At 69.7% G+C, this 25,030-nt stretch carries 20 protein-coding genes; 11 read left to right on the top strand and 9 right to left on the bottom strand.

What is annotated here, in order from left to right:
* Positions 1-3: 3 nt before the first annotated feature.
* A complete protein-coding gene (gene trpD / locus J2X36_RS13520) occupies positions 4-1,017 on the bottom strand; it encodes an anthranilate phosphoribosyltransferase (protein WP_310350440.1) in 1,014 nt (337 codons plus the stop codon).
* Between the two features lie 61 nt (positions 1,018-1,078).
* Entirely contained in the window at positions 1,079-1,708 is a 630-nt protein-coding gene (locus J2X36_RS13515) for an aminodeoxychorismate/anthranilate synthase component II (protein WP_132257360.1), read from the bottom strand.
* A gap of 263 nt (positions 1,709-1,971) precedes the next feature.
* Here J2X36_RS13515 and J2X36_RS13510 point away from each other — a divergent pair, with 263 nt between their 5' ends.
* Complete coding sequence (locus J2X36_RS13510; RefSeq protein ID WP_310350435.1) at positions 1,972-3,663, top strand: methyl-accepting chemotaxis protein; 1,692 nt, start codon at positions 1,972-1,974, stop codon at positions 3,661-3,663.
* A gap of 114 nt (positions 3,664-3,777) precedes the next feature.
* Here J2X36_RS13510 and trpE read toward each other — a convergent pair whose 3' ends face one another.
* Positions 3,778-5,298, bottom strand: coding sequence for an anthranilate synthase component I (trpE, locus tag J2X36_RS13505; protein ID WP_310350433.1), 1,521 nt, complete (start codon positions 5,296-5,298; stop codon positions 3,778-3,780).
* A gap of 7 nt (positions 5,299-5,305) precedes the next feature.
* Complete coding sequence (locus tag J2X36_RS13500) at positions 5,306-7,207, bottom strand: peptidyl-prolyl cis-trans isomerase (protein WP_310350430.1); 1,902 nt, start codon at positions 7,205-7,207, stop codon at positions 5,306-5,308.
* Between the two features lie 185 nt (positions 7,208-7,392).
* On the opposite strand from J2X36_RS13500, the gene tpiA reads away from it, so the two are divergent.
* The 6 genes from tpiA to J2X36_RS13470 all read left to right on the top strand — a co-directional run bounded on the left by tpiA (position 7,393) and on the right by J2X36_RS13470 (position 13,096).
* Positions 7,393-8,154, top strand: coding sequence for a triose-phosphate isomerase (gene tpiA / locus J2X36_RS13495; RefSeq protein ID WP_132257369.1), 762 nt, complete (start codon positions 7,393-7,395; stop codon positions 8,152-8,154).
* 151 nt (positions 8,155-8,305) lie between these two features.
* Complete coding sequence (gene secG / locus J2X36_RS13490) at positions 8,306-8,734, top strand: preprotein translocase subunit SecG (protein WP_310350427.1); 429 nt, start codon at positions 8,306-8,308, stop codon at positions 8,732-8,734.
* A 180-nt stretch (positions 8,735-8,914) separates the two neighbouring features.
* Complete coding sequence (locus J2X36_RS13485; protein ID WP_310350425.1) at positions 8,915-10,543, top strand: CTP synthase; 1,629 nt, start codon at positions 8,915-8,917, stop codon at positions 10,541-10,543.
* A gap of 81 nt (positions 10,544-10,624) precedes the next feature.
* Complete coding sequence (locus J2X36_RS13480) at positions 10,625-11,077, top strand: DNA polymerase III subunit chi (protein ID WP_310350423.1); 453 nt, start codon at positions 10,625-10,627, stop codon at positions 11,075-11,077.
* 58 nt (positions 11,078-11,135) lie between these two features.
* Positions 11,136-12,725 carry a S10 family serine carboxypeptidase-like protein gene (locus J2X36_RS13475; RefSeq protein ID WP_310350422.1) on the top strand — a complete coding sequence of 530 codons (1,590 nt, stop codon included), beginning with the start codon at positions 11,136-11,138 and terminating at the stop codon, positions 12,723-12,725.
* Positions 12,722-13,096 (top strand): hypothetical protein, encoded by a 375-nt coding sequence (locus J2X36_RS13470; RefSeq protein WP_132257381.1) that lies wholly within the window; start codon positions 12,722-12,724, stop codon positions 13,094-13,096. Before J2X36_RS13475 ends, J2X36_RS13470 begins: the two co-directional genes overlap by 4 nt.
* Positions 13,097-13,099: 3 nt before the next feature.
* On the opposite strand, the gene J2X36_RS13465 is transcribed toward J2X36_RS13470, so the two are convergent.
* A complete protein-coding gene (locus J2X36_RS13465) occupies positions 13,100-14,893 on the bottom strand; it encodes a hypothetical protein (protein ID WP_310350419.1) in 1,794 nt (597 codons plus the stop codon).
* A gap of 216 nt (positions 14,894-15,109) precedes the next feature.
* Here J2X36_RS13465 and J2X36_RS13460 point away from each other — a divergent pair, with 216 nt between their 5' ends.
* Entirely contained in the window at positions 15,110-16,612 is a 1,503-nt protein-coding gene (locus J2X36_RS13460; RefSeq protein WP_310350418.1) for an NAD(P)/FAD-dependent oxidoreductase, read from the top strand.
* A gap of 4 nt (positions 16,613-16,616) precedes the next feature.
* On the opposite strand, the gene J2X36_RS13455 is transcribed toward J2X36_RS13460, so the two are convergent.
* From J2X36_RS13455 to J2X36_RS13440, 4 genes are all read right to left on the bottom strand, one after another.
* Positions 16,617-17,741 (bottom strand): GNAT family N-acetyltransferase, encoded by a 1,125-nt coding sequence (locus J2X36_RS13455; protein WP_310350417.1) that lies wholly within the window; start codon positions 17,739-17,741, stop codon positions 16,617-16,619.
* Complete coding sequence (locus J2X36_RS13450) at positions 17,738-19,132, bottom strand: oligosaccharide flippase family protein (RefSeq protein WP_310350413.1); 1,395 nt, start codon at positions 19,130-19,132, stop codon at positions 17,738-17,740. Before J2X36_RS13450 ends, J2X36_RS13455 begins: the two co-directional genes overlap by 4 nt.
* A gap of 102 nt (positions 19,133-19,234) precedes the next feature.
* Positions 19,235-20,200 (bottom strand): SGNH/GDSL hydrolase family protein, encoded by a 966-nt coding sequence (locus J2X36_RS13445; RefSeq protein ID WP_405029788.1) that lies wholly within the window; start codon positions 20,198-20,200, stop codon positions 19,235-19,237.
* The gene (locus J2X36_RS13440; RefSeq protein ID WP_310350411.1) at positions 20,167-21,258 is read right to left on the bottom strand and encodes an OpgC domain-containing protein; all 1,092 of its coding nucleotides are present in this window, start codon (positions 21,256-21,258) and stop codon (positions 20,167-20,169) included. The genes J2X36_RS13445 and J2X36_RS13440 overlap by 34 nt, the downstream gene beginning before the upstream one ends.
* A gap of 272 nt (positions 21,259-21,530) precedes the next feature.
* On the opposite strand from J2X36_RS13440, the gene J2X36_RS13435 reads away from it, so the two are divergent.
* From J2X36_RS13435 to J2X36_RS13425, 3 genes are all read left to right on the top strand, one after another.
* Positions 21,531-22,496, top strand: a complete 966-nt coding sequence (locus J2X36_RS13435; protein ID WP_310350408.1) for an alpha/beta hydrolase — start codon at positions 21,531-21,533, stop codon at positions 22,494-22,496.
* A 350-nt stretch (positions 22,497-22,846) separates the two neighbouring features.
* The gene (locus J2X36_RS13430) at positions 22,847-24,085 is read left to right on the top strand and encodes a tyrosine-type recombinase/integrase (RefSeq protein ID WP_310350406.1); all 1,239 of its coding nucleotides are present in this window, start codon (positions 22,847-22,849) and stop codon (positions 24,083-24,085) included.
* Positions 24,082-25,029: a hypothetical protein gene (locus J2X36_RS13425; protein WP_310350403.1), complete on the top strand. Its 948-nt coding sequence runs from the start codon at positions 24,082-24,084 to the stop codon at positions 25,027-25,029. The genes J2X36_RS13430 and J2X36_RS13425 overlap by 4 nt, the downstream gene beginning before the upstream one ends.
* The last annotated feature ends 1 nt before the right edge of the window (position 25,030 follow it).

Below are 25,030 nucleotides of genomic sequence, written 5' to 3'. Positions count from 1 at the left end.
CCCTCAGGCGTTCGAAACCTCGACGAGGCGGGCGAGCGTCGCCCGGGCCGCCCCGCTGGCGATGGCCGCATCCGCGCGCGCGACGCCCTCGCCGAGCGTCGGAGCGGCCCCCGCGACCACGAGGCCGGCCCCAGCATTGAGAACGGCGATGTCCCGGTAGGCGTTGCGGGCTCCGTCGAGGACGGAGGCGAGGGCGCGGGCATTGTGGTCCGGATCGCCCCCCCGCAGATCCTCGAGGGTCGCGAGCGTCAGGCCGACCTCGCGCGGATCGATGCGGAAGCGGGTGATGTGCCCGTCCTCCAGGGCCACGACGGCGGTCGGCCCCGTCACGGTGATCTCGTCGAGCCCGTCCGAGCCGTGCACGGTCCAGACCCGGCGACTTCCGAGCGCCGAGAGCACCCGGGTCAGCGGCTCCGCCCAGTCCGGCGTCGAGACGCCGAGAAGCTGGTGCGTGACGCCCGCCGGATTCGAGAGGGGGCCGAGCAGGTTGAAGATGGTGCGCACCGGCAGTTGCGAGCGCACGGGCGCGACGTGGCGCATGGCGCCGTGATGCGTCTGCGCGAACATGAAGCAGAGGCCGGCCTGATCGAGGCAGCGGCCGAGGCCCGCCGGGTCGAGGCCGAGCTTCACGCCCAGGGAGGCCAGCACGTCCGCGGCGCCCGAGCGCGAGGTCGCGGCGCGATTGCCGTGCTTGGCGACCGGCACGCCGCAGGCGGCCGTGACGATCGCCGCCAGCGTCGAGACGTTGTAGCTGCCGGAATGGTCGCCGCCGGTGCCGACGATGTCGACGGCACCCGGGACGGAGGCGACCGGGAGCATCCGGGCGCGCATGGCCTCCACGGCGCCCGTGATCTCCTCGACCGTCTCGCCGCGGACCTTCAGCGCGACGAGGAAGGCCGCCGCCTGGACCGGCGTCACATCGCCGGAGAGGAGGTCGTCGAAGGCGGCGCGCGCCTCGTCGCGGCTCAAGGACTGCCCTGAGGCGACCTTGGCCAGGGGGTGCTTGAAGGATTCCATGCGCCGGACGCGGTCTGCCGATGCGGGCGCGCCGCGCGTCGGCGCGTCCCGGTCTGACGCGTCAATGCACGTCGTGCGCGCGCTTGTCACGCTCCGCGTTCCAGGCCGCGGCGATCTCCAGGAAATTGCGCAGGATCTGCGTTCCATGCTGCGAGAGGATGCTCTCGGGATGGAACTGCACGCCGTGGACCGGCCGCGACCGGTGCTCCAACCCCATGATCAGCCCGTCGGCCTCGGCCGTCACGGCGAGATCGCCGGGGCAGCCGGCGCGATCGACGACGAGGGAGTGGTACCGGGTGGCCTGGAGCGGCCCGTTGATGCCGCGGAAGACGCCGGTGGCGCCGTGCTCGATGGTCGAGACCTTGCCGTGCATCGGCGCGGGCGCCCGAACGACGTCGCCGCCGAAGGCCTGCCCGATCGCCTGCAGTCCCAGACACACACCGAAGATCGGCGTGTCGGCGGACAGTTCGCGGATCACGTCGAGGCAGATCCCCGCCTCGTTCGGCGTGCAGGGGCCCGGCGACAGGATCACCGCGTCGGCCTTGCGCGCCCGGACCTCCTCGACGGCGAGCGCGTCGTTGCGCACGACCGAGATCGATCCGCAGAGCGGGCCGATCAGGTGCACGAGATTCCAAGTGAACGAGTCGTAATTGTCGATCACGAGGACGTCGGATTGCGCGGCCGGCTTCATGGATCAGGGACTTGAGGCCTCGGGCCGCGCCGGTCAAGTGTCGGCGCCGCACAGCGGACGCTGTGCCGCTTCCATCGACGACGTTTTGAGCACATTCAGTTCAAGATGGAGTTCGTCGACAGGGGTTGAGCTCAAATGGGCCGTCAATCACGCGTCTGATTGGCGAACATTGGCCATTATGACGGCCAAGACCGAGATTTAATCGATGTTTAACCATGAAGGCCCCACTTCATAGGAGCTAGTCGGACCTTGGAGAGGCGGTTATGCGAGGCTTGGACAATGTGAAGCTCCTGGGGAAGATCGCGATCCCCCTCGCGATCTCGCTGGTCGTCACGCTCGGCGTCGTCGTCTTCGCGCGCTCAGCGCTCTCCGGCCTGTCTCGGCAGATCGACGGCCTGATCGACGTCCAGGTGGCGCGGCAGGAGAACGTCCTTCGCCTCGCGGTCGATCTCACGGAGGCGGCGCTTCAGAACCGCAACATCATCATCGAGAGCGACCCCGAGAAGATCGGGGGCTACAAGATGCGCCAGGACAAGGCGAAGGCTGGGGTCGTCGCGGCGATGGACAAGCTGACGGCCCTCGCCAACACCCCTGAACGCCGGGCGATGAACCAGGAAATCCGCTCGCTCATCGACGGGTATTTCATCATCCTCGATCGTTCGACCGCGCTCGGCCTCAAGGGGGAGGACAAGGCTGCCATGGCCGTCGCGCAGAACGAGGCGTCGCCGGCCCGCCGAGCCATCAGCGAGCGCGTCGCGCAGCGGATGGAGGCCATCGGCCGGGAGCTTGCCGATGCCCGGGCGCAGGCGGAGGAGACCGCGAGCCGCGCGTCCCTGGAATTCATGGTTGCGGCGGGAAGCGGCCTCGTCGTCGCCCTCGGCCTCGCCGCCGCCATCGTGATCGGCGCGATCGGGCGTCCGCTCGGGCGCATGACCGCAGCGATGGGCGCGCTCGCGGCCGGCGATCTGGACGTCGCCGTCGAGGGCGCCCAGCGCCGGGACGAGATCGGCGCCCTGGCGCGGGCGCTCACCATCTTCAAGGAGAACGCGCTCGAGGCGCGGCGCCTCGCCGCGATCCAGGCCGACGAGGACGCCGCGAAGATGCGCAGGGCCGAGCGCCTCGACGGACTGACCCAGGCTTTCGAGCGCGAGGCTGGCAGCCTCACCGACAGCCTCACGGCGGCCGCGACCGAGATGGAGGCCACCGCCCATTCCATGACGGGCATCGCCGAGCAGACGAACCGGCAGGCGGTCACCGTGGCCGCGGCGGCCGGCCAGACCTCGAGCAACGTCCAGACCGTCGCGACCGCAACGGAGGAACTCTCGACCTCGATCCAGGAGATCACGCAGCAGGTCTCCCGCTCGGCGGAGATCGCCGGCACGGCGGTCGCCAGCGCCCGCGACACCGACGCGACGATCCACGCGCTCGCCGTGACCGCGGAGAAGATCGGCGCCGTGATCGCGATGATCTCGAACATCGCGGGACAGACGAACCTGCTCGCGCTCAACGCGACGATCGAGGCTGCGCGCGCGGGCGAAGCGGGCCGCGGCTTCGCGGTGGTCGCGACCGAGGTGAAGGAACTCGCGGCCCAGACGAGCCGGGCGACCAGCGAGATCGCGGGGCAGATCGACGCGATCCAGGGCGCGACGCGCGGGGCGGTCGACGCGGTGCGCGGCATCGGCACCACCATCGACGGCATGGCGGACATCGCGACGCAGGTCGCAGCGGCGATGGAGGAGCAGGGCGCCGCGACGCGGGAGATCGCGCGCAACGTGCAGGAGGCGGCGCGCGGCACGGAGCAGGTCACCGGCAGCATCGGCGACGTGCGCAAGGGGGCCGGCGAGACGGGCTCCGCGGCAACGCAGGTCCTGGGTGCCGCCCGCGAACTCGCCACGCACTCGGCGACCCTGAGCCAGACGGTCCGGGGCTTCCTGGCCGACGTCAAGGCGGCCTGAGCGTCGCTCACGGAACACCTTCCGGCGTCGCCGCGCCCGGAAGTGGGCATCCGGGAACCCGAAGTTTCGTGAGCCGTATCGACCCGGGCGGCCGCCCCCGAGGGGGTCGGCCTCCTACTGCCCGCGCCTCGCCTGGGCGGCGAAGCGCACGGCGTCCTCGGCGGCGCGGAACAGGGCTTTCGCCTTGTTCACGCATTCCTGCTGCTCGGCGGCCGGATCGGAATCGTAGACGATGCCCGCGCCCGCCTGGACGTGCATCCGCCCATCCTTCACGATGGCCGTGCGCAGGACGATGCAGGTGTCCATCTCGCCCCGGGCCCCGAAATAGCCGATGCAGCCGCCATAGGGACCGCGCTTCTCGCGTTCCAGCTCGTCGATGATCTCCATCGCCCGCACCTTCGGCGCGCCCGACACCGTTCCGGCAGGAAATCCCGCCGCGAGCGCGTCGAGGTTGTCGCGGGCCGGGTCGATCTCGCCCTCGACGTTCGAGACGATGTGCATCACCTGGCTGTAATATTCGAGGAAGAACGAGCCGGTGACGGTGACGGTGCCGATCCGCGAGACGCGCCCGACATCGTTGCGGCCGAGATCGAGCAGCATCAGGTGCTCGGAGCGCTCCTTCGGATCGGCGAGCAGCTCCTCGGCCAGCGCCTTGTCCTCCGCGGGCGTGGCTCCGCGGCGGCGCGTTCCGGCGATCGGCCGGATCGTCACCGTGCCGTCCCGCACCCGCACCAGGATCTCCGGGCTTGAGCAGACGACCTGAAATTCCTCGAAATCGAGGTAGCAGAGGAACGGCGCCGGGTTGGTCCGCCGGAGGGAGCGGTAGAGGGCGAAGGCCGGCAGCGTGAAGGGCGCCTCGAAGCGCTGCGAGAGCACCACCTGGAAGATGTCGCCCGCGACGATGTACTCCTTCGCCCGCGCCACCATGCCCGCATAGTCGGCGGGGGGCGTGTTCGAGACGGGCTCGGGCGGCGGGACGTTGCTGAGGTCGGCCCGCGCCTCGATCGGCAGCGGCCCTTCGAGGGCGCCCGCGATCTGTTCGAGACGCGCCTGCGCCGCTTCGTAGGCGGCGCGCGCGGAGATTCCCGCGACGGGCCGCACCGGGCTCACGACCGTGATGAGGTCGCGCACCGCGTCGAAGACCACCATCACCCGCGGCCGCACCAGCACCGCGTCCGGCACGCCGAGCGGGTCCGGGTTCGGCTCCGGCAGCACCTCCATGGCCCGTACCATGTCGTAGCCGAGATAGCCGAACAGGCCGGCCGCCATCGGCGGCAGCTCGGCGCCGGCCTCTTCGCCGATCGCGCTCTCGGCGATCAGCGCGCGCAGGCTGTCGAGGGGGCCTCGGTCATCGGGGCTGAAGGCCGAGAGATCCGCGCCGCGGGCGATCTCGGGCCTGCCGTCCCGGCAGCGCCAGATCAGGTCCGGGTCGAGGCCGATCATCGAGTAACGCCCGCGTACGGCGCCACCCTCGACGGATTCGAGAAGGAAGGCCGCGCCGGCGTGGCGGGCCCGCAGCTTCAGGAAGGCCGCGACCGGTGTCTCGAGGTCCGCGACGAGCGTCAGGTTGAGGAGGGCCGGGCGGCCGGCCTCGTAGCCGGCCGCGAAGGCCTCGTAGGGATCGTCGGAGGCCATTGCCGCCTCAGTACTCGCCGCCGATCGCGCGCCGGAAGGCGGCCTGATTGACGCTCACCCCGGCCTTCTTCTGCACCTCGGCGATGTACTCGCCGAGCACGTCGTCGGCGAGCGCCGTGCGGAAGTTCGACTCGATCGTCTTGTCGCTCGGACTGCCGGGCACGTAGGCCGACATCGTCGCCGAGGTGACCTTGAACAGGACGCGCGACTCGCCCGACGGGGCCGACCCCGGCTTGTCGACGAAGGTCGCGAAGATGCGATTGACAACGTCCGCGTCGAGATCGTCCTTCGATTGGTTGCGGGCGAGGTCCTCGGCCGTCTGGACGTTGAGGCCGACCGAGCCCGCGACGGCTTCGAGGCTTTCGCCCTTGTCGAGCCGCTCCTGCAGCTCCCGCGCCTTGGCGGCGAGGCGATGCGATACCTCCGCCGCCTTCCAGCCGGCGACCGCCTGCTCCCGCACCTCTGCCAGCGGCTTGTCGTGGGCGGGATCGATCTTGGTCACGTCGAACCAGACGTAGCCGCCGGTCTTCGTGCGCAGCGGTTCATTGTCGCCGCCGATCTCGGCGCGGAACACGGCGGGCAGGGTCGTGTCCGGGTCGGGAATGCCGGCAACCGGCTGGCCGCCCGGGTCCTTGCCCTGCGCATCGATCGCCTCGGCCGCGACGAGGGGCAGGCCGCGCTCCTTGGCGATGTCGGCGAGCGGCTTCGCACTCGCCCGCTGGTCCTCGATCGCGTCGTGGGCCGCATCGATGCCGCTCCGGGCGCGCTGATCGGCAAGGGCCTTCCGGATCTCGGGCGCGACCTCGGCGAACGGCTTGCGGGTCTCCGGCTCGATGCCCGTGACGCGCAGGAGCACGGTGCCGAAGCGGCCCTTCACGGGCGGGCTCAGGGCGCCCTGCTGCAGGGAGAAGGCGGCGTCGGCAACCGCGGGGTCGAACAGCTCGGCCTTCGTCAGGGTGCCCAGCGAGAGGCTCTTCGGGTCGACCCCGCGCTCCACGGCCACGGCCTCGAACGGCTTCTCGCCGCTCTCGATCTGCTTGCGCGCGGCCTCGGCCGCCGCCTCGTCGGGGAAGACGATCTGCTGGATCGTGCGGCGCTCGGGCGAGCCGAAACGCTCCTTCTGCGTGTCGTAGACCTTGCGCAGCTCCTCCTCGGTCACCGCCTCGGGCTTGGCGAGCGTCTCCGGGCTGAGGACGAGGAGGTTGGCGCTGCGGCGCTCGGGCGCCCGGTAATTGGCCTTGTTCGCGGAGTAATAGCCTTCCAGCTCCGCATCGGTCGGCGCCGGGACCTCGCCCGCGACGGAGGGCGCGAGGCGCAGATAGGCGGCGGCACGCCGCTCCGTGGAGTAGCGGTGCACGGCCTCGCGCATCGCCTGAGGCACATGGATGTCCGCCGCGACGGCTTCGGCAAGCTGGAGCCGGGCGATCACCGCCCGCTGCTCGCGCACGAACAGGGCCTCGTTGAGCCCTGCGCGCTGCAGCGTCTGGTAGAACAGGGACGGGTCGAACTTGCCCTCCGCGTTCTGGAACGACTTCTCCTCGTGGATCGCGCGTAGCACCGCCGCGTCCGGCACCGCGAGGCCGAGGTCGCGGGTCTTCTGGTCGAGCGACGCTTCCGTCACGAGCTGGGACATGACCTGGCGGTCGAGCCCGAGCGCCCGCGCCTGATCGGGCGTCAGGTTGCGGCGAAGCTGCTGCTGATAGCGCTGGAGCTGGTTCTGATAGGCGGCGCGCACGGCCTCGGCCGAGATCTGCGTCTTGCCGACGGTCGCGACCGTGTTGCTCGATCCGCCCCGGAAGAACTCCTCGACGCCGAAGATCGCGACACCCGCGATCAGCAGCGTGAACACGATCGTCAGAACGATCTTGCCGAGCCAGTGCTGGCTGGCATTGCGCATGTTCTGGAGCATCGGGGCGCGGGCCTGTCTGTCGTCCTTCCCGCGCGGGCAGCGCTCGCGGCGGGCGTGTCGGCGTTATGAAATTGCGGTTGCCCGCGATAGACCATCCGCGGGCGTCAGCAAAGGGCGGAGGCGGTTTGCACGCCCAAGCTTGCTCTGATAGGCCCGGCAATCGTTGCGTACCGCGAAGGACACCGATGACACGGCAGGGACGGCGCCCTCTGGTTGCAGGCAATTGGAAGATGAATGGCACCCGCAGCTCGGTTGCCGTGGTCGAGGCCGTCCGCCGCGGATTGTCGCCCGCCCTCATCGAGGGCATCGACCTCCTGATCTGCCCGCCCTCCACTCTGATCGCGTCCTGCGTCGCCGCCGCCTACGGCTCCAACATCGCCATCGGCGGCCAGAACCTCCACGCCAAGCCGAGCGGCGCCTTCACGGGCTCGATCTCGGCCGAGATGCTGGCCGACCTCGGCGCCTCCTACGTGATCGTGGGGCATTCGGAGCGGCGCGCCTACCACCACGAGACGGATGACGGCGTGCACGCCAAGGCACTCGCCGCCCGGCGGGCGGGATTGTGCGGGATCATCTGCGTCGGCGAGACGAAGGACGAGCGCGAGGAGGGCCGCACCCTCGACATCGTGCGCGCCCAGCTCGCCATCGGCGTGCCGAAGGGTGCGACCGGCGCCGACACGGTGATCGCCTACGAGCCGGTCTGGGCGATCGGCACCGGCCTCACGCCGACGCCCGCCGACATCGCCGAGGTGCACGCCTCGCTGCGCGAGATGCTGGAGCGGCTCGTCGGCCCCGAGGCGGCGCGCATCCGCATCCTCTACGGCGGCTCCGTGAAGCCCGGCAACGCGCGCGAGCTGATGTCCGTCGACAATGTCGACGGGGCACTCGTCGGCGGCGCGAGCCTCGTCGCGGAGGATTTCCTGGGGATCGCGGCCGCCTATGCCTGAGCCTGCACCGCGCGGTTGCGCGGTTGGCGGCAGGTCATATCTGGTGTAAGGCCCCGCGGGTTACGCGGCCGGCGTCTCGGGATGCCGGCTCTGCCTGCGTTCCCGAAGCCCGTCAGGCCGCCGGGCAGCGCGCGCCGCTTCTGGAAATCCGATGCAGACCGTCCTGATCGTCGTACATCTTCTCATCGTGCTCGCGCTCATCGCGGTGGTGCTGCTGCAGCGCTCCGAGGGCGGCCTCGGCCTCGGCGGCGGGGGCAGCGGCGGCGTCTCCGGCTTCATGACCGGGCGCGGACAGGCGAACGCCCTGACGCGGGCAACCGCGATCCTCGCCGCCCTGTTCTTCGTGACCAGCATGACGCTCGCCGTCCTGTCGCATCGGAGCGCGGCGCCGAAATCGATCCTGGAGGGCACCGGGACGGGACAGCCCGCGCAGCAGGCCCCGAACGCCGACAACCTGCTCGACACGCTTCGCCGCCAGGGCGGCGGCGAGGGCGGTGCTCAGGCTCCCGCCGCTCCGGCCTCGCCCGCACCCGCGCCCGCCGCCCCCTCGGGTCCGCCGGACGCGCCGCAATCGCGCTGAGCGCCGGGCAGGCGCTCCCCCCGGCGCCGGCGCATGGCCCTCGGGTCGCGCCGACGTCGGCTTCGAATTGCCCTTCCCCTTCAAGGCCGTAACCTTGCGTTGCGCGTTCCACAAGGATCGCGCGGCGCGAGCATTTTGCGGTTTGGCAAATCACCGAGCATTCGTTAAGGACCGAGGCCCATGACGCGGTACGTTTTCATCACCGGCGGCGTGGTTTCCTCGCTCGGAAAAGGTCTCGCCTCGGCGGCGCTCGCGGCCCTCCTTCAGGCCCGGGGCTACAAGGTCCGGCTCCGCAAGCTCGATCCCTACCTGAACGTCGATCCGGGCACGATGAGCCCGACGCAGCACGGCGAGGTCTTCGTCACCGACGACGGCGCCGAGACCGACCTCGACCTCGGCCATTACGAGCGCTTCACGGGCGTCCCCGCGACCCGGGCCGACAACATCACGACGGGCCGGATCTACCTCGACATCATCACCAAGGAGCGGCGCGGCGACTATCTCGGCGCCACGATCCAGGTGATCCCCCACGTCACCAACGCCATCAAGGCGTTCGTCCTCGACGGCAACGAGGACTTCGACTTCGTCCTCGTCGAAATCGGCGGCACGGTGGGCGACATCGAGGGCCTGCCCTTCTTCGAGGCGATCCGCCAGCTCGGCCAGGAACTGCCCCGGGGCGCCACCGCCTTCGTGCACCTGACGCTCCTGCCCTACATCCCCTCGGCCGGCGAGTTGAAGACGAAGCCGACGCAGCATTCCGTGAAGGAGCTGCGCTCGATCGGTATCCAGCCGGACATGCTGCTCTGCCGCTGCGACCGGCCGATCCCGGCCGACGAGCGGCGCAAGCTCGGCCTGTTCTGCAACGTGCGCGAGACGTCCGTGATCGAGGCCCGCGACGTGGATTCGATCTACGACGTGCCGCTCTCCTACCGCGAGGCGGGCCTCGACCGGGAGGTGCTCGCTCATTTCGGCATCGATGCGGACACCGAGCCGAAGCTCGAGAAGTGGCGCACCATCTCGGAGCGGGTGAAGAACCCCGAGGGCGAGGTCTCGATCGCGATCGTCGGCAAGTACACGGGGCTGAAGGACGCCTACAAGTCGCTCACCGAGGCGTTGACCCACGGCGGCATCGCCAACCGGGTCCGGGTGAACCTCGAATGGATCGAGTCCGAGGTCTTCGAGCGCGAGGATCCGGCACCCTTCCTCGAAGGGCTCAACGGCATCCTCGTGCCCGGCGGCTTCGGCCAGCGCGGGGCGGAGGGCAAGATCCGGGCGGCCCGCTACGCCCGCGAGCGCAAGATCCCCTATTTCGGCATCTGCTTCGGCATGCAGATGGCGGTGATCGAGGCGGCGCGCTCGCTCGCCGGGATCGCGGATGCCAATTCCACCGAGTTCGGGGAGACGTCCGAGCCGGTCGTGGGCCTCCTCACCGAGTGGCTGCGCGGCAACGAACTGGAGCGGCGCGCGGCCGAGGGCAATCTCGGCGGCACGATGCGCCTCGGCGCCTACAGGGCGAACCTGAACCCCGATTCGAAGATCGCGCAGATCTACGGCTCGACGGACATCTCGGAGCGGCACCGGCATCGCTACGAGGTCAACATGGCCTACCGCGAATGCCTGGAGGCCAAGGGCCTGCGCTTCTCCGGCACCTCGCCGGACGGCCTCCTGCCCGAGACGATCGAGCATGTCGGCCATCCCTGGTTCATCGGCGTGCAGTTCCACCCGGAATTGAAGTCTCGGCCCTTCGAGCCGCACCCGCTGTTCAAGGGCTTCATCGCCGCGGCGATCGAGCAGAGCCGGCTGGTCTGAGCAACCCTGCGACGCTGCGTCGTCGCGGCCGGGGCCGGCTCCGGTTGGGATTCGGGGCGCCGCAGCCTAAATCTCTGCGTCGTGACCGAGATCCTGTTCTACCACATGCAGCGCCAGCCCCTCGAGAAGGTGCTGCCGAACCTGCTCGAGCGCTCGCTGGAGCGGAAGTGGCGGGCCGCCGTCCAGGCCGCCAGCGAGGAGCGCCTTCAGGCCCTCGACGACCAACTCTGGACCTTCAGCGACGACAGCTTCCTGCCCCATGCCACGGACTGCGACACGGATGCGGCGAGCCAGCCCGTGATCCTGACGCTGCGCGACACCAATCCGAACGCCGCCTCGATCCGTTTCCTCGTCGAGGGCGCCGAGCTTCCCCCGGATGCGGGCAGCTACGAGCGGATCTGCATCCTGTTCGACGGCACCGACCAGGATGCGCTGCTGCGCGCCCGCGAGCAATGGAAGCAGGCCAAGGAGGGCGGCCACGCGGTCGCCTACTGGCAGCAGGACGAGAGCGGCCGCTGGCAGAAGAAGGCCTGAGGCCCCGAACCCGATCGAGACACGCGACCGCGGGCCGCCGCGGCACCGGAGGAACGCCATGACGCGCTTCGCAGCCTGGGCCGCCGCTTTGGCCCTCGTCCTCGCCGGGCCCAATCCGCTGCTCGCGCAGGGCGGGCCGCCCGGGGCGGCACCGCAGCGGCAGGCCGAGCAGCGCGGTCCGGAAGGGCGCAAGTTGCCGCCCGATTCGACCACCGAGCACAGCGTCACCCTGCCGGACGGGCGCAGCCTCGCCTTCACCGCCGTCGCGGGCAGCCTGCCGCTGGTCGACGAGGCGGGCAAGCTCCAGGCCGAGATCGCCTACGTCGCCTATACCCGCCCGGCCCGCGAGGGCGAGGCGGAGCGCCCCGTCACCTTCGCCCTCAACGGCGGTCCCGGGGCGGCCTCCGCCTATCTCAACATCGGCGCGATCGGCCCCTGGCGGCTGCCCGCGGACGGAGCGAGCATCAGCCCCTCCCAGGGCGTTGGCCTCGTCCCGAACGACGGGACCTGGCTCGACTTCACCGACCTCGTCTTCATCGACCCCGTGGGCACCGGCTACAGCCGCGCGGCGGATGGGGACGCCAAGAAGTATTGGAGCATCGAGTCCGACGCCTCGGTGCTGGCGGCGGCGATCGCCCGATACCTGCGCATCAACGACCGCACGGGGGCACCGAAATTCTTCGTCGGCGAGAGCTATGGCGGCTTCCGCGGGCCGCTCATCGCCGCGAAGCTGCAGGAAGATGTCGGGATCGGGCTGTCCGGCATGGTGCTGCTCTCGCCGGTCCTCGATTTCGGCTGGCTGCAGCCGCCGCGCACCAATCCCTGGGGGCACGTCACGCGCCTGCCGTCCTTCGCGGCGGCGGCCCTGGAGCGGCGCGGCACCGTTCCGACGCGCACCCAGCTCGCGGACGCCGAGAGCTACGCGACCGGCGCCTATCTCGCCGACCTCTTGAAAGGCCCGGCCGACGCCGTGGCGGTGGCGCGGCTGTCGGACAGGGTCGCGGGGCTGACCGGCCTCGATGTCGGCTTCGTGCGCGCGCAGGCCGGTCGCCTGACCTCGCACAGCGTGCAGCGGGAGATCGACCGGGCGGGCGGCCGCGTCGCCAGCGCCTACGACACCGGCGTGACCGGCTGGGACCCGGAGCCGAACGCCCCGCATTCGGGCTTCGAGGATCCGCTCCTCACCGCGATCCAGGCGCCGCTGACGAGCGCGATGATCGAGCTCTACGCCAAGCGGCTCAACTGGCGCGTGCCCAACATGCGCTACGAACTCCTCAACGGCGCGGTCAATCGCGGCTGGAGCTGGGGCGGGGGCCGCAGCGCGCCGGAGGCCGTGGGGGCGCTGCGCGGGGTGCTCGCCCTCGACGGCAATCTGCGCGTCCTCGTCGCCCACGGCTTCACGGACCTCGTGACGCCCTACTTCACCTCCAAGCTGATCATCGACCAGATGCCGAGCTACGGCAGCGAGAAGCGGCTCAGCCTCGCGGTCTATCCCGGCGGGCACATGTTCTACTCGCGTCCCGACGCGCGCGCCGCCTTCCGGCAGGACGTCGCGGATCTCTACGCCGCCGCCCTCCGGGCGCGGGCGAGCGCGCCGCAGCCGCAAGGGGCGAGACCCGCAGCCGAGACGCACAAGGATATGCCGTGAGCCGACCGAGACGCCTGCCGCTCCTCCTCGTCGCGGCCGCGCTCGCCGGCTGCCAGAGCACCGAGCGCGCCGCGCCCGCAGCCCCGCCTGCCGCGAGCCCGCCCGTGGCCGCGGCGCCTGCTGCACCGACCTATAGCGGCCCCGTGCTCGGTCCGGACGGGCAGTGCACGGGCCCGGCTCCCACGGCGGCGGCCGCCATCGAGCCCGGCATCGGCGAGTGCGATCTCGTGCGCCTGAAGGGCAAGACGCCGACGGACGTGCTCGTCGGCGAGGGACGGTCGGGGCGCGAGGTCCAGGTGCTCTACAACGAGCCCGGCGCGAAGGAATTGTACTTCTTCGTCAACAACCGCCTCGACCGCATCGTCCGGTAACGATCAGCGGACCCGCCAGACCTTCAGAAAGGTTCCGGGCACGTCCACGGGCTCGAGCCAGGACGCCGCCGCCGTTCCCTCGGCGAGCCGCGTCGCGAAGGCCGTCTCGGGGCCGGTGTCGGGGGCCGGCTGCCCGGGGCAGGCCACGACGTAGGTGATCCCGCGTGCCTCGACATGGCGCCACAGGTCGCCCTCGTCCCCTCCGAGCCCCTCGATCCCGGCCAGCAGCCCCGAGGTCGCCCGGTGATAGGGGGCGGCCACGATCGCGTGCGGGGTGTGGAGGAGGATCGCCGGACCCATCCGGATCAGGGCGAGCATCGTCCCGCTCGGCACCTGGGCGAGCGGCGCCACCGCCTCCGGCGTGAGGCAGCGCAGGTTGTTCTCCGCCTGCGCCGCGATGGGGCTCGGGCGGATCAGGGCGGCGACGTAGAGCGGCAGCGTCCAGACGGAGCTGACGAGGCCGAGGGCGAGCGCCGCGAGGCCGGCGCGCTGCCCCGCCGGGACTGTCAGCTGCCCAACGCGCGCGATCGCGCGCGCGATCACGGGCGCGGCCGCCAAGGGGAGGATGCCCATGGGAATGTAGGTCCCCCGGAACTGGACGCAGCCGAGGATGAGGCCGGGCCAGAGGAGGAGGGCCGCGACACCGAACAGGCGCCGATGCTCCGGCGCGCCGCGCAGCGCCTCCACCGTCGCGACGAGGCAGGCCAGCAGGAGCGAGGGGTAGAAGGCGAAGCTCTCCCAGCGGCCCTTCACGATGAAGCCCCGGAGCGAGGTCATCTCGTTGACCGTGTAGAGCCACTTCTCGCGCACGAGCTCCGGCATGCCGGTGAAGGGACCGTCCAGGCAGGCCGGGAACAGGCTGACGAAGCCGGCGATCAGGAGGAGCCCCGGAACTGCCACGGCGGTGAGCCGCCAGACTGGCGTCGCGAGGCGGCGGTGCAGGCCGGCGCAGGCGAGGGCGGTGCCCCCCCCGCCCACGGCGAGCCAGAGCCAGGGCGGCGAGAGCGCGTCGCAGGCGGAAACCGCCCAGAGCCGGGGTGCGGTCTGGAGCCCGAACAGGAGCGGTGCGGCGAGCCCGAGCCCGAGGCCGAAGCCGAGGAAGGCGGGGAGGCGCCCGCGCAGCACCCAATCGAAGATCAGGAACAGGGCGGCGGCGCCGATGAAGGGCAGCGACTCGAGCCCGACCGCCAGGGAGAGCGCGGTGATCGCGCCGCCTGCGAGCCCCGCGCGCAGCCCCCCCCGCGCGACGCAGAGCGCGAGGCCGAGCATCGCGACGAGCTGGACGTTGTGGTGGTCGACGCGCCCGGGCGAGAATTGCAGGGTGAGACCGAGCGTGTGCAGAGCCACGAGGACGGCGATGATGGCCGTCTGCGCGCCGAACGCGGCACGGACGCCCCTGTACAGCACGAGGGCATAGAGGAGCAGCAGCAGCGGAGGCCAGAGCGCCGCGGTGAGCCCGAGCGCCAGCCCCTTGCCCACGAAGGGCGTGAGCCCGAGCACGAGCAGCGCCATCGGCGCGTCGACGAGGCGCGACCAATGGCTCGCCACCCCGTCCGGCGGCACGAACCGGTACTGCGTGTTGTCGAACCAGCCCTGGCCGGCCACGAGGTCGCGCACCGCGACGAGGCGCATGGCGTCGTCGGTGTCCCGCACGCGCAGGTGCTCGATCGTCGCGAGAATGTCGCCGGGTGATTCGAGGGTCACGACCGAGAACGCGACGAGCAGCCAGAGCAGCAGCGCCGGGCTGAGGCTCGTCGCGCGCGTGGCGCCCGGGTGAGACGCTGCGGTGCTCAGCATGGTTCGCTCGCCGCGCGAGTCCTGATCGTTCCCATCACCCGTCCCTCGACAATCCGGGCGAGCGTAGGGCCACCGGGTTAAGCCGCGGTCAAACCTGCCGGACTTCGATCGCGTGCCGGCGCTTCAGAGCTTCCTTAACCATCCGGGCTGCAAGGTTCGCGCTGCAACTGCGCCGTGCCGGCGCTGAGCCGTGCGGCCCGGATGCCGGAGCAGGGAATGAGCTATCACACCGAGACGCTGATCATCGGCGCCGGTCCCGCGGGCCTCACCGCCGGCTACCTGCTCTCGAAGAAGGGGCGGGACGTGGTGGTCCTCGAACGCGATCCGCAGCAGGTCGGCGGCATCAGCCGCACCGTGTCGCACAACGGCTACTTGTTCGACATCGGCGGCCATCGGTTCTTCTCGAAGGCGAAGGCGGTGGTCGATCTGTGGGACGAGATCCTGCCCGACGACTTCATCGAGCGCCCGCGCCTGTCGCGGATCTACTACCGGGGCAAGTACTACGCCTATCCGCTCAAGGCCTTCGAGGCGCTGAGGAACCTCGGCCTCCTGCAGAGCGCGGCCTGCGTCGCCTCCTATCTCTACGCGCGGGCGCGGCCGATCCCGGAGCCGAAGAGCTTCCACGACTGGGTGCGCAACCAGTTCGGCGAGCGGCTGTTCTCGATCTTCTTCAAGACCTACACCGAGAAGGTGTGGGGCATGTCCTGCGACGCGATCTCCGCCGACTGGGCGGCGCAGCGGATCAAGGGGCTCGATCTCGGCGCGGCGATCCGCGACGCGCTCGTGCGCTCGCTCGGACTGAAGGCCAAGGCGAAGCCCGGCGAGCCGGTCATCAAGACGCTCATCGAATCCTTCCGCTACCCGCGCCGCGGCCCCGGCATGATGTGGGAGGCGGCCGCCGCGAAGATCGCGCGGCAGGGAGGCCGGGTCCTCCTCGACCGCGGCGTCGACGGGCTGAGCTACGATGCGGCGACCGGGATCTGGACGGTCTCGGTGCAGCGCGGCGACGGATCCCGCGAGACCTACACGGCGCGCAACCTGATCTCGTCGGCGCCGGTGCGCGAGCTCGTAGAGGCGATCAAGCCGCGGCCGATGAGCACCTTCCACGCCCGCGCCCTGCAATACCGCGATTTCCTGACCGTGGCGCTGATCGCGCGCTCGCGGCGCGAATTCCCGGACAACTGGATCTATATCCACGACCCGTCCGTGCAGGTCGGCCGCGTGCAGAATTTCCGCTCCTGGTCGCCGGAGATGGTGCCCGATGCCGACTACACCTGCCTCGGGCTCGAATATTTCTGCTTCGAGGGCGACGGTCTCTGGAACGCCTCGGACGCGGATCTCGTCGCGCTCGCCAAACGCGAGATCGGCACGATCGGCCTGATCGCTCCCGAGGACGTCGTCGACGCCTGCGTCGTGCGGCAGCCGAAGGCCTATCCGGTCTACGACGACAATTATCGGCAGAACGTCGCGATGGTGCGCATGGAGCTGGAGCGGGATTTCCCGTCGCTCCACCTCGTCGGCCGCAACGGCATGCACAAGTACAACAATCAGGACCACGCGATGATGACGGCGATGCTGACCGTCGAGAACATCATCGAAGGGCGGCGGCGCCACGACATCTGGCGCGTCAACGAGGATGCCGAGTACACCGAGGCCGGGCTCTCCGGTGCCGAGCAGGCGCTGGGCAGCGAGCGCCTCGTGCCGCGCAGGGTGGCCTGAGGTTTCAGCGCCTGAGGAGCCGCTTCGCCTCGGCGCGGGCGGCCTCCTCCAGGCGGGCAAGGCGCAGGCGGCGCTCAAGCGAGAGCCCGCCGCTTCCAGGCGGAAAGGCGATGATGTCGGCGACCGTCTCCCGGTCCCGGTAGAGGCTCTCCAGGGCCGAGCCGGACAGCGTCGCCGAATCGAGCCGCTCCGCGAAGCCCGTCTCGTGGATCGCGCGCACGATCCGCTCCTCCAGCAACAGGCCCGGCGCGAGCGCCCGGTGGCGCTCGTCGTAGGCCGTTTTCAGGAGCGTCGCCGTGCCGCCCGCCACGAGGGCGAGGCTGATCGCGATCGGCGTCCCGTCGAGGCTCAGGATATCCGCGCGTGCGCGCACCGGCCCGTCCGAACCCGAGAAGAGCGCGCGGGCGAGCCTGTCCGTCGCCGGGCGGCAGGCCATCGCCGTCCCGGAGTCCCCCTTCCAGCCGGCCTGCTCCAGGGTGAGGAAGGCCTCGATCACGCGCGTCAGGTCAGCGCCTTCGGTGGCGGTCGTGAAGGCGACGGCGCCGAGTTCCGCCAGACGCCTCTCGCGGCGGCGGAGATCCTTCAGGCGCGAGCGGTGCGGGTGCCCATCGAGGAAGGCCTCGTAGCTCGCCCGCCGCTGGAGGACGGGGCGCTCGAAGGCGGAGACGGCGGCCACCGACCAGCCGGCGGATTCGAGGGCCCTCATCAGGGCGGATCCCGCCGGCGAGCCGGTCGGCAACAGCGGCCAGCGCCACGCGCCGTTGGCGGCGAGCCCGTTGACGAGGGCCGCGACAGCCTCGCCGTCTCCGGGTGTCACGAGCGGTGCGGTCGCCGTGACGAGGGGCGAGAGGAAGGGGCGCGCCATGCGGCCGCCGAGGCCGACGATGTCGCGCCTCAGCTCGAACGGCAGGGCGGCCTCGAGCCGGTGCCCGCGCCAGGCCGTGACGAACCGGAGCGAGCCGCCCGCGAGATCCGCCGCCCGATGCGCGGCGAGGGCGTGCCGGCTGAGATGGGGGTTCGGCTGCTCGGCGCGGCGCAGCAGATCGTCCCAGGCCTCGCCGGAGCGTTCGAGCTCGGCGAGGGTCGAGATCCCGACGGCGATGGCGCAGGTCCGGGGCTGGGGAATCATGATGGCGTCCGTGCTCTGCGGCCCGACCAGACCGGCGTCGCGAGACCGTGGAGTGCCCGCGCGCTGTGCGCGAGCGCGGCCGCGCGCAGGATGCTGGCGGCGGCCATCGCCAGCGCCGCGCCGTTCACGCCGAGCCAGGGAACGAGCGCGAGGCAGAGCAGCGCCGCCACGCCCACGAGGCCGATTGTGATCGCGGCGCAGAGCCGCTCGCCGCCGAGCATGGTGAGCAGATCCTCGCCCGGCCCGAACAGGCTCGCCGCGACGCTGCCGGCGACGAGGATCGCGAGCGGAGCCTGGCTCGCCGCGAAGTCCGGGCCGAACAGGCTCAGCAGCAGCGGACCGGCCGCGACGATGCCCGACCCGATGACGAATGTGGCGGCGCAGGTGGCACGCGCCTGCGCGGTGACGAGGGCGGCGAGCCCGTTCCGGTCGCCCGCGGCCTGGGTGGCGCTGAAACGTTGCGCCGTCGCGGCCGAGGCGGCGAAGTGCACGAAGAGGACGAGCTGCTGGATGCGGGTCGCCGCGAAGTAGAGGCCGACCGCGGCGGCCGGCATGAGGAAGCCGAGGACCACGACGTCGACGAAGCCGAAGGCCGCGCCGGCAAGGTCGGTCGCCGCGATCGGCAGGCCGGCGCCGAGCCAGACCCGCCAGCGATAGAGCCGCGGCCCGGACGGCAGGATCGCGGCGAGGCGGCGCAGGAGCAGGGCGGCCTGGATCGCTGCCGAAAGGCCGGTGGCGAGGAGCGCGCAGGCGAGGGCCACCGAGGCTTCGGCTGGCGCCCCGCAGAGGATCGCGCCGAGCATCGCGACGACCACGAGCCCCTGGCGCAGCAGGTAGGGTGGGGCGATGGCAAGGACGGCCCAGTCGTGGCTGCGCGCCACGCCCTCGCAGAAATCCTGAAATGCGAAGAGCGGCAGGACGAGGGCCGCCAGCACGACCGGCCATCGGTAGGCCTCGGCCAGAGCGGGACCGCCAAGGGCGAGAGCGAGGCCGAGCGCGGCGACGGCGAGGCCCGTGAGGGCAGTCACGGCGGCGCCGCCGATGAGGAAGCCGCGGGTCTCGGCGTGCGCTCCCCGCGCGCGGCTACCCGGCAGGAAGCGGCAGGCGCCCTGCGACAGGCCGAGCGTCGAGGCATGCCCGAGAATCGCGATCCAGACCCAGACCGTGGCGAAGATGCCGTACTCGGAGCCGCCCATCAGGCGGGCCATCAGCACCTGCGCGACGTAGGCGAGCCCGGCCGCCGCGATGCGGATGGCGAAGACGGTGACGGCCGCACGCGCCGGTCCGGTCCGGAGGGCGCGGATCCGCCCGAAGGCCGTTTCGAGCCCGTGTCCGTCGCGGGCCTTCTCGGCCGGACGATCGGCCGGATCGTGTGCGAAACCCGCTGCCATGCCCGCTCCCCGAGCAGCGTGAGGGCGGCGCGCGGCCGGCCCGACAGGACCGCTTAGGGGAGGCGCACTTGCCGTCCGGTTAAGGGAGGCGCCCGGGCCGCCTCAATGGGCGTCGGGGGTCGGATTCACCTGTGGACCGTGCGCGCCGTCCCGGGGCGAGGGCAACAGTGACTTGCCGAGGACGGGGCCGGCGGTGCCCGTCGTATCGGGCTGGAGCAGGGACAGGGTGATCGCCCGGGTCACGTGCTCGGCCATGCAGCGCAGACCGAGATCGTTGAGACGGAACTGGCGGCCCAGCATGTGGTCCTCGCCCTTGTCGCCGCGGCCGGAGAGGAAGCGCATGGCGGCGTAGCGCTGCACCAGCGGCACGCCCTCGCGGGCGGCGACCTCCTGAACCTTGCGCACGATGCTGAGGTAATACTCGTCCTCGGCGAGGCTCGCCGTGTAGACGGGATCGACCAGCACGACGTCGATGTCGTGCGACTTGACCCACTTCACGGTCTCGTCGAGAGCGTCGGCGAAGGCGTCGAGTTCGACACGGGCCAGCGCATCGTGCGTCCCGACCTGCCAGATCACGAGGTCGGGTTCGACATCCGCCACCATGCTGCGCAGCCGCTCGGCGGCGCCCGAGGCGATCTCGCCCTGCAGGCCGCGGGCCTCCACCACCACGTCGACATCCGGCAGGGAGCGCTCCAAGGCCGTCTCGAGCTTGACGGGGTAGCTCGCCGAGGCGCCGGGGCCGGCCGAGGTCGAGCCGACGGCGAGCACGCGGACCGGCCGCTTCTCCTTGAGCGCGGTCTTGACCGCGTGAAGCTTCGCCAGCGTGTAGAGCTTCGAGCCGGGCACGCGGCATTCGGGCGACAGGCTCGGGTCGAGGCTCTCGCCGGCGGGCGCCGGAGGCGCGGTCGGGGGAGAGACGACCGTCGGCGCCGGCCGGGCCGCCTCGGGCGCCGGCTCCTGTGCCTGGGCGGTGCCGAGGCCCAGAAGCAGGGTCAGCGCGAGCAGGAGCGGCCGGCAGCCGGGCGGGGCGGCTCTCACGTCGGGATCCGCGGCTTGCGGGAACGCCACTCGACGAACCATGCGGTAAAACCCAGTGCGAACAGTCCGAACGCGACGATGATCAGGTCGATCAGGAGGCCACCACCCGTCCAGAACCGCAAGAGCTGTCCGGCCAGACTGAATACCGAACCCATGGAGAACACGGCAAGCGAGTTCCTCCCGAGGCTCGTCAGATAGCGCACGATCCCACCGATCCGCGGCGCCAGGACGGCGTAGACGCCCTGGAACGCGAGCAGCACGCCGAGGAAATGGATGAGCCGCGCGGGCGACAGGTAGGTCTTGTCGAAGGTGAAAATGAGGCGCGGCTCCGGAACGAGCAGCGGGTCCGGCCGAAGCTCGAGCACCGAGAGCACGATGCCGAGCAGGACCAGCCCGACGCCGAGCGGCATCAGCCGGCGCGCCCAGCGGCGGAGCGTATCCGAGCGCCGGTTCCAATCCTCCAGCACGAAGCCGAGGACGAGGAGAAGCTGCCAGCAGAGCGGATCGAAGAACCAGTCGCCCTCGCCCGGCCAGGACGGCAGGTTCCACTCCTCGACCAGGCTCGTGAGATAGAGCCCCACGGACAGGGCGAGGGCCGCGATGCGGCTCACCCGTGCCAAGAGGATGAAGACCGGCGCGATGCCGAGGAGCACCACGTAGAGCGGCAGGATGTTGAAGAAGCCGAGCTGATGGCTCAGAAGCACCACCCCGACGATGGTCTGGATCGGGTCCGCGAAGAAGGTCCCCGCATTGTGCCACTCGAGGATCAGCGGGTTGTCGAGGAGGAGCGCGGTGCCGGCGATCATGGCGAGCGCGATGGCCATGACGGTGATCTGCGCCCGGTAGACCTCGATCGTGCGGGACATCAGCCGCAGCACGGAGCGCAGCGCGGGTTCGGGCCGGCCGTCTCGTCCGCGCGTCGCGATGCCGATCGACCATCCCGCCAGGAACACGAACAGCTCGGCCGCGTCCGAGATGCCGTATTGCGAGTAGGTGTAGCGCTCGAACGTGTTGCCCGGGATGTGATTGATGAAGATCGTCACGAGGGCGAGGCCCCGCCAGAAGTCGATGGCGTTTGCATCCCGCATCGCGGTGGCGGCTCCGGGCTGGAAGGGGGCGGTGGCTGGGCTCGGCGCAGCCGGATCGATCCGCGAGCGCGCCGTGATAGGGCCATGCCGGCCGATCTGCAAAGACCGACCGCAGGGCCCTGAGCCGGCGACCGGGGACGATGCGTCGCAGTCTGCAACCACTGCGAGTACTACTGGTTGCATAACGCGCGCGCACCCGTCTGCGCGTCCTCACGAACATCGGGAATCGGATCTTCATGGAGCCTGTTCCCCCGGAGGCCGCACGAGCCGCGATGGCACCGGGCACGGCGCGGTCGCGCCGTGCGCTTCCTCTGGGGCGCGCCTTCGTCACCACGGGCGGCGGCCACCGCGTCGCCTACGTCGAGGCAGGCGATGGGCCGGACCTCGTCCTGATCCACGGGGCGCTGATGACGCTCGAGGATATGTGGCTCGGGCCGATGCAGGCGCTCGCGCGCCATTTCCATGTGGTCGCCGTCGACCGTCCGGGGCACGGCGCCAGCACGCGGGGCCGCCTGTCCGCCGCCTCGCCGTGGCGGCAGGCCGAGATCCTGGGAGACGCCATCGACGCCCTCGGCTTGCGCCGACCGGTCGTCGTCGGGCACTCGTTCGGGGGCGCCGTGGCGCTGTCACTGGGGATGGGCCGGCCCGAGCGGATTGCGGGCGTTCTCGCGCTCGCGCCGATCGCCTTCCCGGAATTGCGGCTGGAGCAGGTTCTGTTCGGGCCGCGCAGCGTTCCCGTCTCGGGGGACGCGCTGGCGCAGGGGGCCGCCGCTTCGGTCGACCCCTTGCTTCTGCCGCTGCTCTGGCGTGCCATGTTCCTGCCGCAGCCCATGCCCGAGGCGTTCGCCGCGCAATTCCCGTTCGGCTGGGCGCGGCGACCGGAAGCCATGATCGCCAACGGCGAGGACGCGGTTGCGCTCTGGCAAGGGCTCACGCGCAGCGCGTTCTCCTACGCGGGCTGCCGCGCGGCGGTCCACATCATCGCGGGGGACGCCGACCTCGTGGTCAACCCTCGTCTTCACGGCCGGACGGCCGCCCGGCTGATCCCCGGCGCCCGGTTCGAAAACCTCGAGGGCGTCGGACACATGCTCCACCATGTCCGCGTCGAGGCGGTGGTCGAGGCAGCCCGCGCCCTGGCAGGCCGCAGCACGCAAGCGATGCCGCCTCAGCCCCTTCGATTCGGAGGGACGGACGCGCCGAAGCCGCAGCCATTCGTGCACACGCGCGACGAGGCATGACCCGGCTCGCCGGCTCGGATGAGACCCGACCCCCTGATGCTTCCTCGGCGCGAATGCGTGCTTGATCGGGAGGCCGAAGCGTCGCGCTTCCACCCCCTGCAGGACCGGATTTTGAGGAGGATGGTGGTGCCGCAAGAGGGATTCGAACCCCCGACCCCCTCATTACGAAAAGTGGGCTACTAGGGAGCATAGCTGACCGCAGCTGTTCATGGCTGCAAGAAAACTTTTACCTCCCAGGCGGATAGGCGCATAGCTTATCATTGCTACGATCGGAAGGGATCAAGGGGGCGCGGAAAATGGCACTCCCGATGCACCCCAGGTGCACCCCGTGACCGTTGATGGGAGAGTTTATGCCGAGACGCGCCGCCGCCAACAATGTGGTGAAGCTCACGAAGGGGATGCTCGCCACGTTAGCGCTCGCGCCAGGGCAGGGTGAGCGAATCGTTTGGGATGCGGAACTGCGCGGCTTTGGCATCCGCCTTCGCGCAAGTGGAAACCGGACCTGGGTGATACGTCCACCCCGCTCCGGCGGTGCGTCGAAGCTCCATACACTCGGCTCCGCTGACACAATCGATCTCGCTAGCGCGCGCCGATCCGCTCAAGAGAAGATTGCCGAGGCCGCGCTGGGCGGTGATCCAACGAAGGCGAAGAGGGAGGCTCGCGCGCAAGCCGCCCTGACCTTCGGCAGCTTGGTGGACCGCTACATCGCCGACAAGGAGGCGAAGGGGCGCCGGCCGTCCACCGTCAGTAATATGCGACATCACCTGAAATGCCATTGGCAGCCACTGCACTGCCGGCCGCTGAACGCCATAAGCAGGGCGGACTTGGCGGTGCGCCACCGAGAGCTTGTTAGCGAGTGTGGTCCTCATGCTGCCGATCGAGCGCGATCCATCCTATCCACCTTCTTCGTTTGGGCGATGGCTGAAGGCATGGCGAACGCCAACCCAGTTACGAACACGCGGACAGCAACCGTGCCTACCCGGCGGGATCGTGTCCTCAGTGACGAAGAGCTTGTTGCCATCTGGTGTGCATGCCGCGAAGACGATTTTGGTCGGATTGTTCGGTTGCTGATCCTGACTGGGCAACGGCGGGACGAGGTAGCTGAAATGCGCCACACCGAGATCGACTTGCCTACTGCGCTTTGGAGGCTTCCACCCGAGAGGACGAAAAATCACCGCCCGCACGAGATTCCCTTGTCGGCACCTGCTTTATCTATCGTATCGGCCGCCAGCAAACGCACAGGCCGTGATTTTCTTTTCGGCGAGGGTGAGGGGCCGTTTTCGGGTTTCAGCAAGTCGAAGGCGCGACTTGATGAGCGAATAAGGACGGTTCGGGAGAAAGATCTGGAGGCGCCGCACACGCTGGTGTCATGGCGGTTGCATGATCTACGGCGAACCGTTGCAACGCGGATGGCAGATCTGGGCGTGTTGCCGCACGTTGTTGAGGCAGTGCTAAACCACGTGTCCGGCCACAAAGCCGGTGTAGCCGGGATATATAATCGGTCAAGCTACAGAGCCGAAAAACAGGCGGCGCTCACGCTTTGGGCTATGCACATAGAGCAGCTTGTAAAGACGAAGCAGGAAGCGTGAAAATGCCTGCCAGCAATATCCAGCATCGGCCGAAACTTATTTTTTTCAGTCAGGCTCTGCTCATGGTCTCGCAACGGCTTGCCGAACTGGAGGCTGGCACCTCAGGTGAGTGGCAGCGTCGAGTAGCCAATCTGAGCACGACTTCCGTGACTGAAACGGATGATGTCGAGGTGCGGCTAGCGTCGATTCAGGGGCGGCAAGCCAGGTGCGGCAATGATGAAAATTTTATTTCCTATATTTCCGATAATGCAAAAAAGATCGTCCATGAAGCTATTCGAGGTTCCAATCCGGTCTATGGGCGCCTGCCCGTCTACATACAGACAAAACAAGGGGCGATTTTCGAAATCTGTCCATCGGCGTTCGACGAATTGCTCATTGACGCTTTAATAGAAGCAGAAGAAGATTTTCAGGTCACAGCGCGTATTGTCTTGCGCGGGTCGGAGCCAAATATTCGGACGGACAGCGCGAATCGGTGTGAGGCTGAGAGGTCCGGACAGGTTGTGTTCGCTTTGCGCGAAGTTGAAGCTATGTTAAATTACGCTTTGCCGTTGCCAGTAATTTCAAAACCTGCCGCGGTTGTAAATACAGAGGGATTTGAAAACATTATACTGGCGGCGCTGCCTGAAAAGGCGGTGCCGAATTCAACAAAAAGATCTGATGAGGTGGAGTTGTTCTCAGATTCGAAAAAGAATAAGGGTGGCGCTCCACGCACGCATGATCTCCTTGCTTACTATGGAGCACGCCTCCTTTGGGGTGTCGCCGAGTCGCAACCAAAGGACTTTTCCAAATACCCGGTTCATAAGCAATTTTCGGAATTTCGACGTGCAGCGACAAGCCTGTATGGCAATATAATCGACGATAAGACGGCTCGCGGCATTCTAAGACCGCTCTGGAATGCTTATTGTGAGCTGGCGAGGCGGAATGATAGGCGCTCCGAGAGCTAGT

Source organism: Methylobacterium sp. BE186 (genome assembly GCF_031457035.1).
Lineage (GTDB): Bacteria > Pseudomonadota > Alphaproteobacteria > Rhizobiales > Beijerinckiaceae > Methylobacterium > Methylobacterium segetis.
The sequence above is the reverse complement of the archived record's forward strand: the minus strand, read 5'-3'. Positions and strand labels throughout refer to the sequence as shown.

Excerpts from the sequence above, each read along its gene's own strand:
- trpD (WP_310350440.1), bottom strand. The coding sequence starts at position 1,017 with ATGGAATCCTTCAAGCACCCCCTGGCCAAGGTCGCCTCAGGGCAGTCC.
- J2X36_RS13515 (WP_132257360.1), bottom strand. The coding sequence starts at position 1,708 with ATGAAGCCGGCCGCGCAATCCGACGTCCTCGTGATCGACAATTACGAC.
- J2X36_RS13510 (WP_310350435.1), top strand. The coding sequence starts at position 1,972 with ATGCGAGGCTTGGACAATGTGAAGCTCCTGGGGAAGATCGCGATCCCC.
- trpE (WP_310350433.1), bottom strand. The coding sequence starts at position 5,298 with ATGGCCTCCGACGATCCCTACGAGGCCTTCGCGGCCGGCTACGAGGCC.
- J2X36_RS13500 (WP_310350430.1), bottom strand. The coding sequence starts at position 7,207 with ATGCTCCAGAACATGCGCAATGCCAGCCAGCACTGGCTCGGCAAGATC.
- tpiA (WP_132257369.1), top strand. The coding sequence starts at position 7,393 with ATGACACGGCAGGGACGGCGCCCTCTGGTTGCAGGCAATTGGAAGATG.
- secG (WP_310350427.1), top strand. The coding sequence starts at position 8,306 with ATGCAGACCGTCCTGATCGTCGTACATCTTCTCATCGTGCTCGCGCTC.
- J2X36_RS13485 (WP_310350425.1), top strand. The coding sequence starts at position 8,915 with ATGACGCGGTACGTTTTCATCACCGGCGGCGTGGTTTCCTCGCTCGGA.
- J2X36_RS13475 (WP_310350422.1), top strand. The coding sequence starts at position 11,136 with ATGACGCGCTTCGCAGCCTGGGCCGCCGCTTTGGCCCTCGTCCTCGCC.
- J2X36_RS13465 (WP_310350419.1), bottom strand. The coding sequence starts at position 14,893 with ATGCTGAGCACCGCAGCGTCTCACCCGGGCGCCACGCGCGCGACGAGC.
- J2X36_RS13460 (WP_310350418.1), top strand. The coding sequence starts at position 15,110 with ATGAGCTATCACACCGAGACGCTGATCATCGGCGCCGGTCCCGCGGGC.
- J2X36_RS13455 (WP_310350417.1), bottom strand. The coding sequence starts at position 17,741 with ATGATTCCCCAGCCCCGGACCTGCGCCATCGCCGTCGGGATCTCGACC.
- J2X36_RS13450 (WP_310350413.1), bottom strand. The coding sequence starts at position 19,132 with ATGGCAGCGGGTTTCGCACACGATCCGGCCGATCGTCCGGCCGAGAAG.
- J2X36_RS13440 (WP_310350411.1), bottom strand. The coding sequence starts at position 21,258 with ATGCGGGATGCAAACGCCATCGACTTCTGGCGGGGCCTCGCCCTCGTG.
- J2X36_RS13435 (WP_310350408.1), top strand. The coding sequence starts at position 21,531 with ATGGCACCGGGCACGGCGCGGTCGCGCCGTGCGCTTCCTCTGGGGCGC.
- J2X36_RS13430 (WP_310350406.1), top strand. The coding sequence starts at position 22,847 with ATGCCGAGACGCGCCGCCGCCAACAATGTGGTGAAGCTCACGAAGGGG.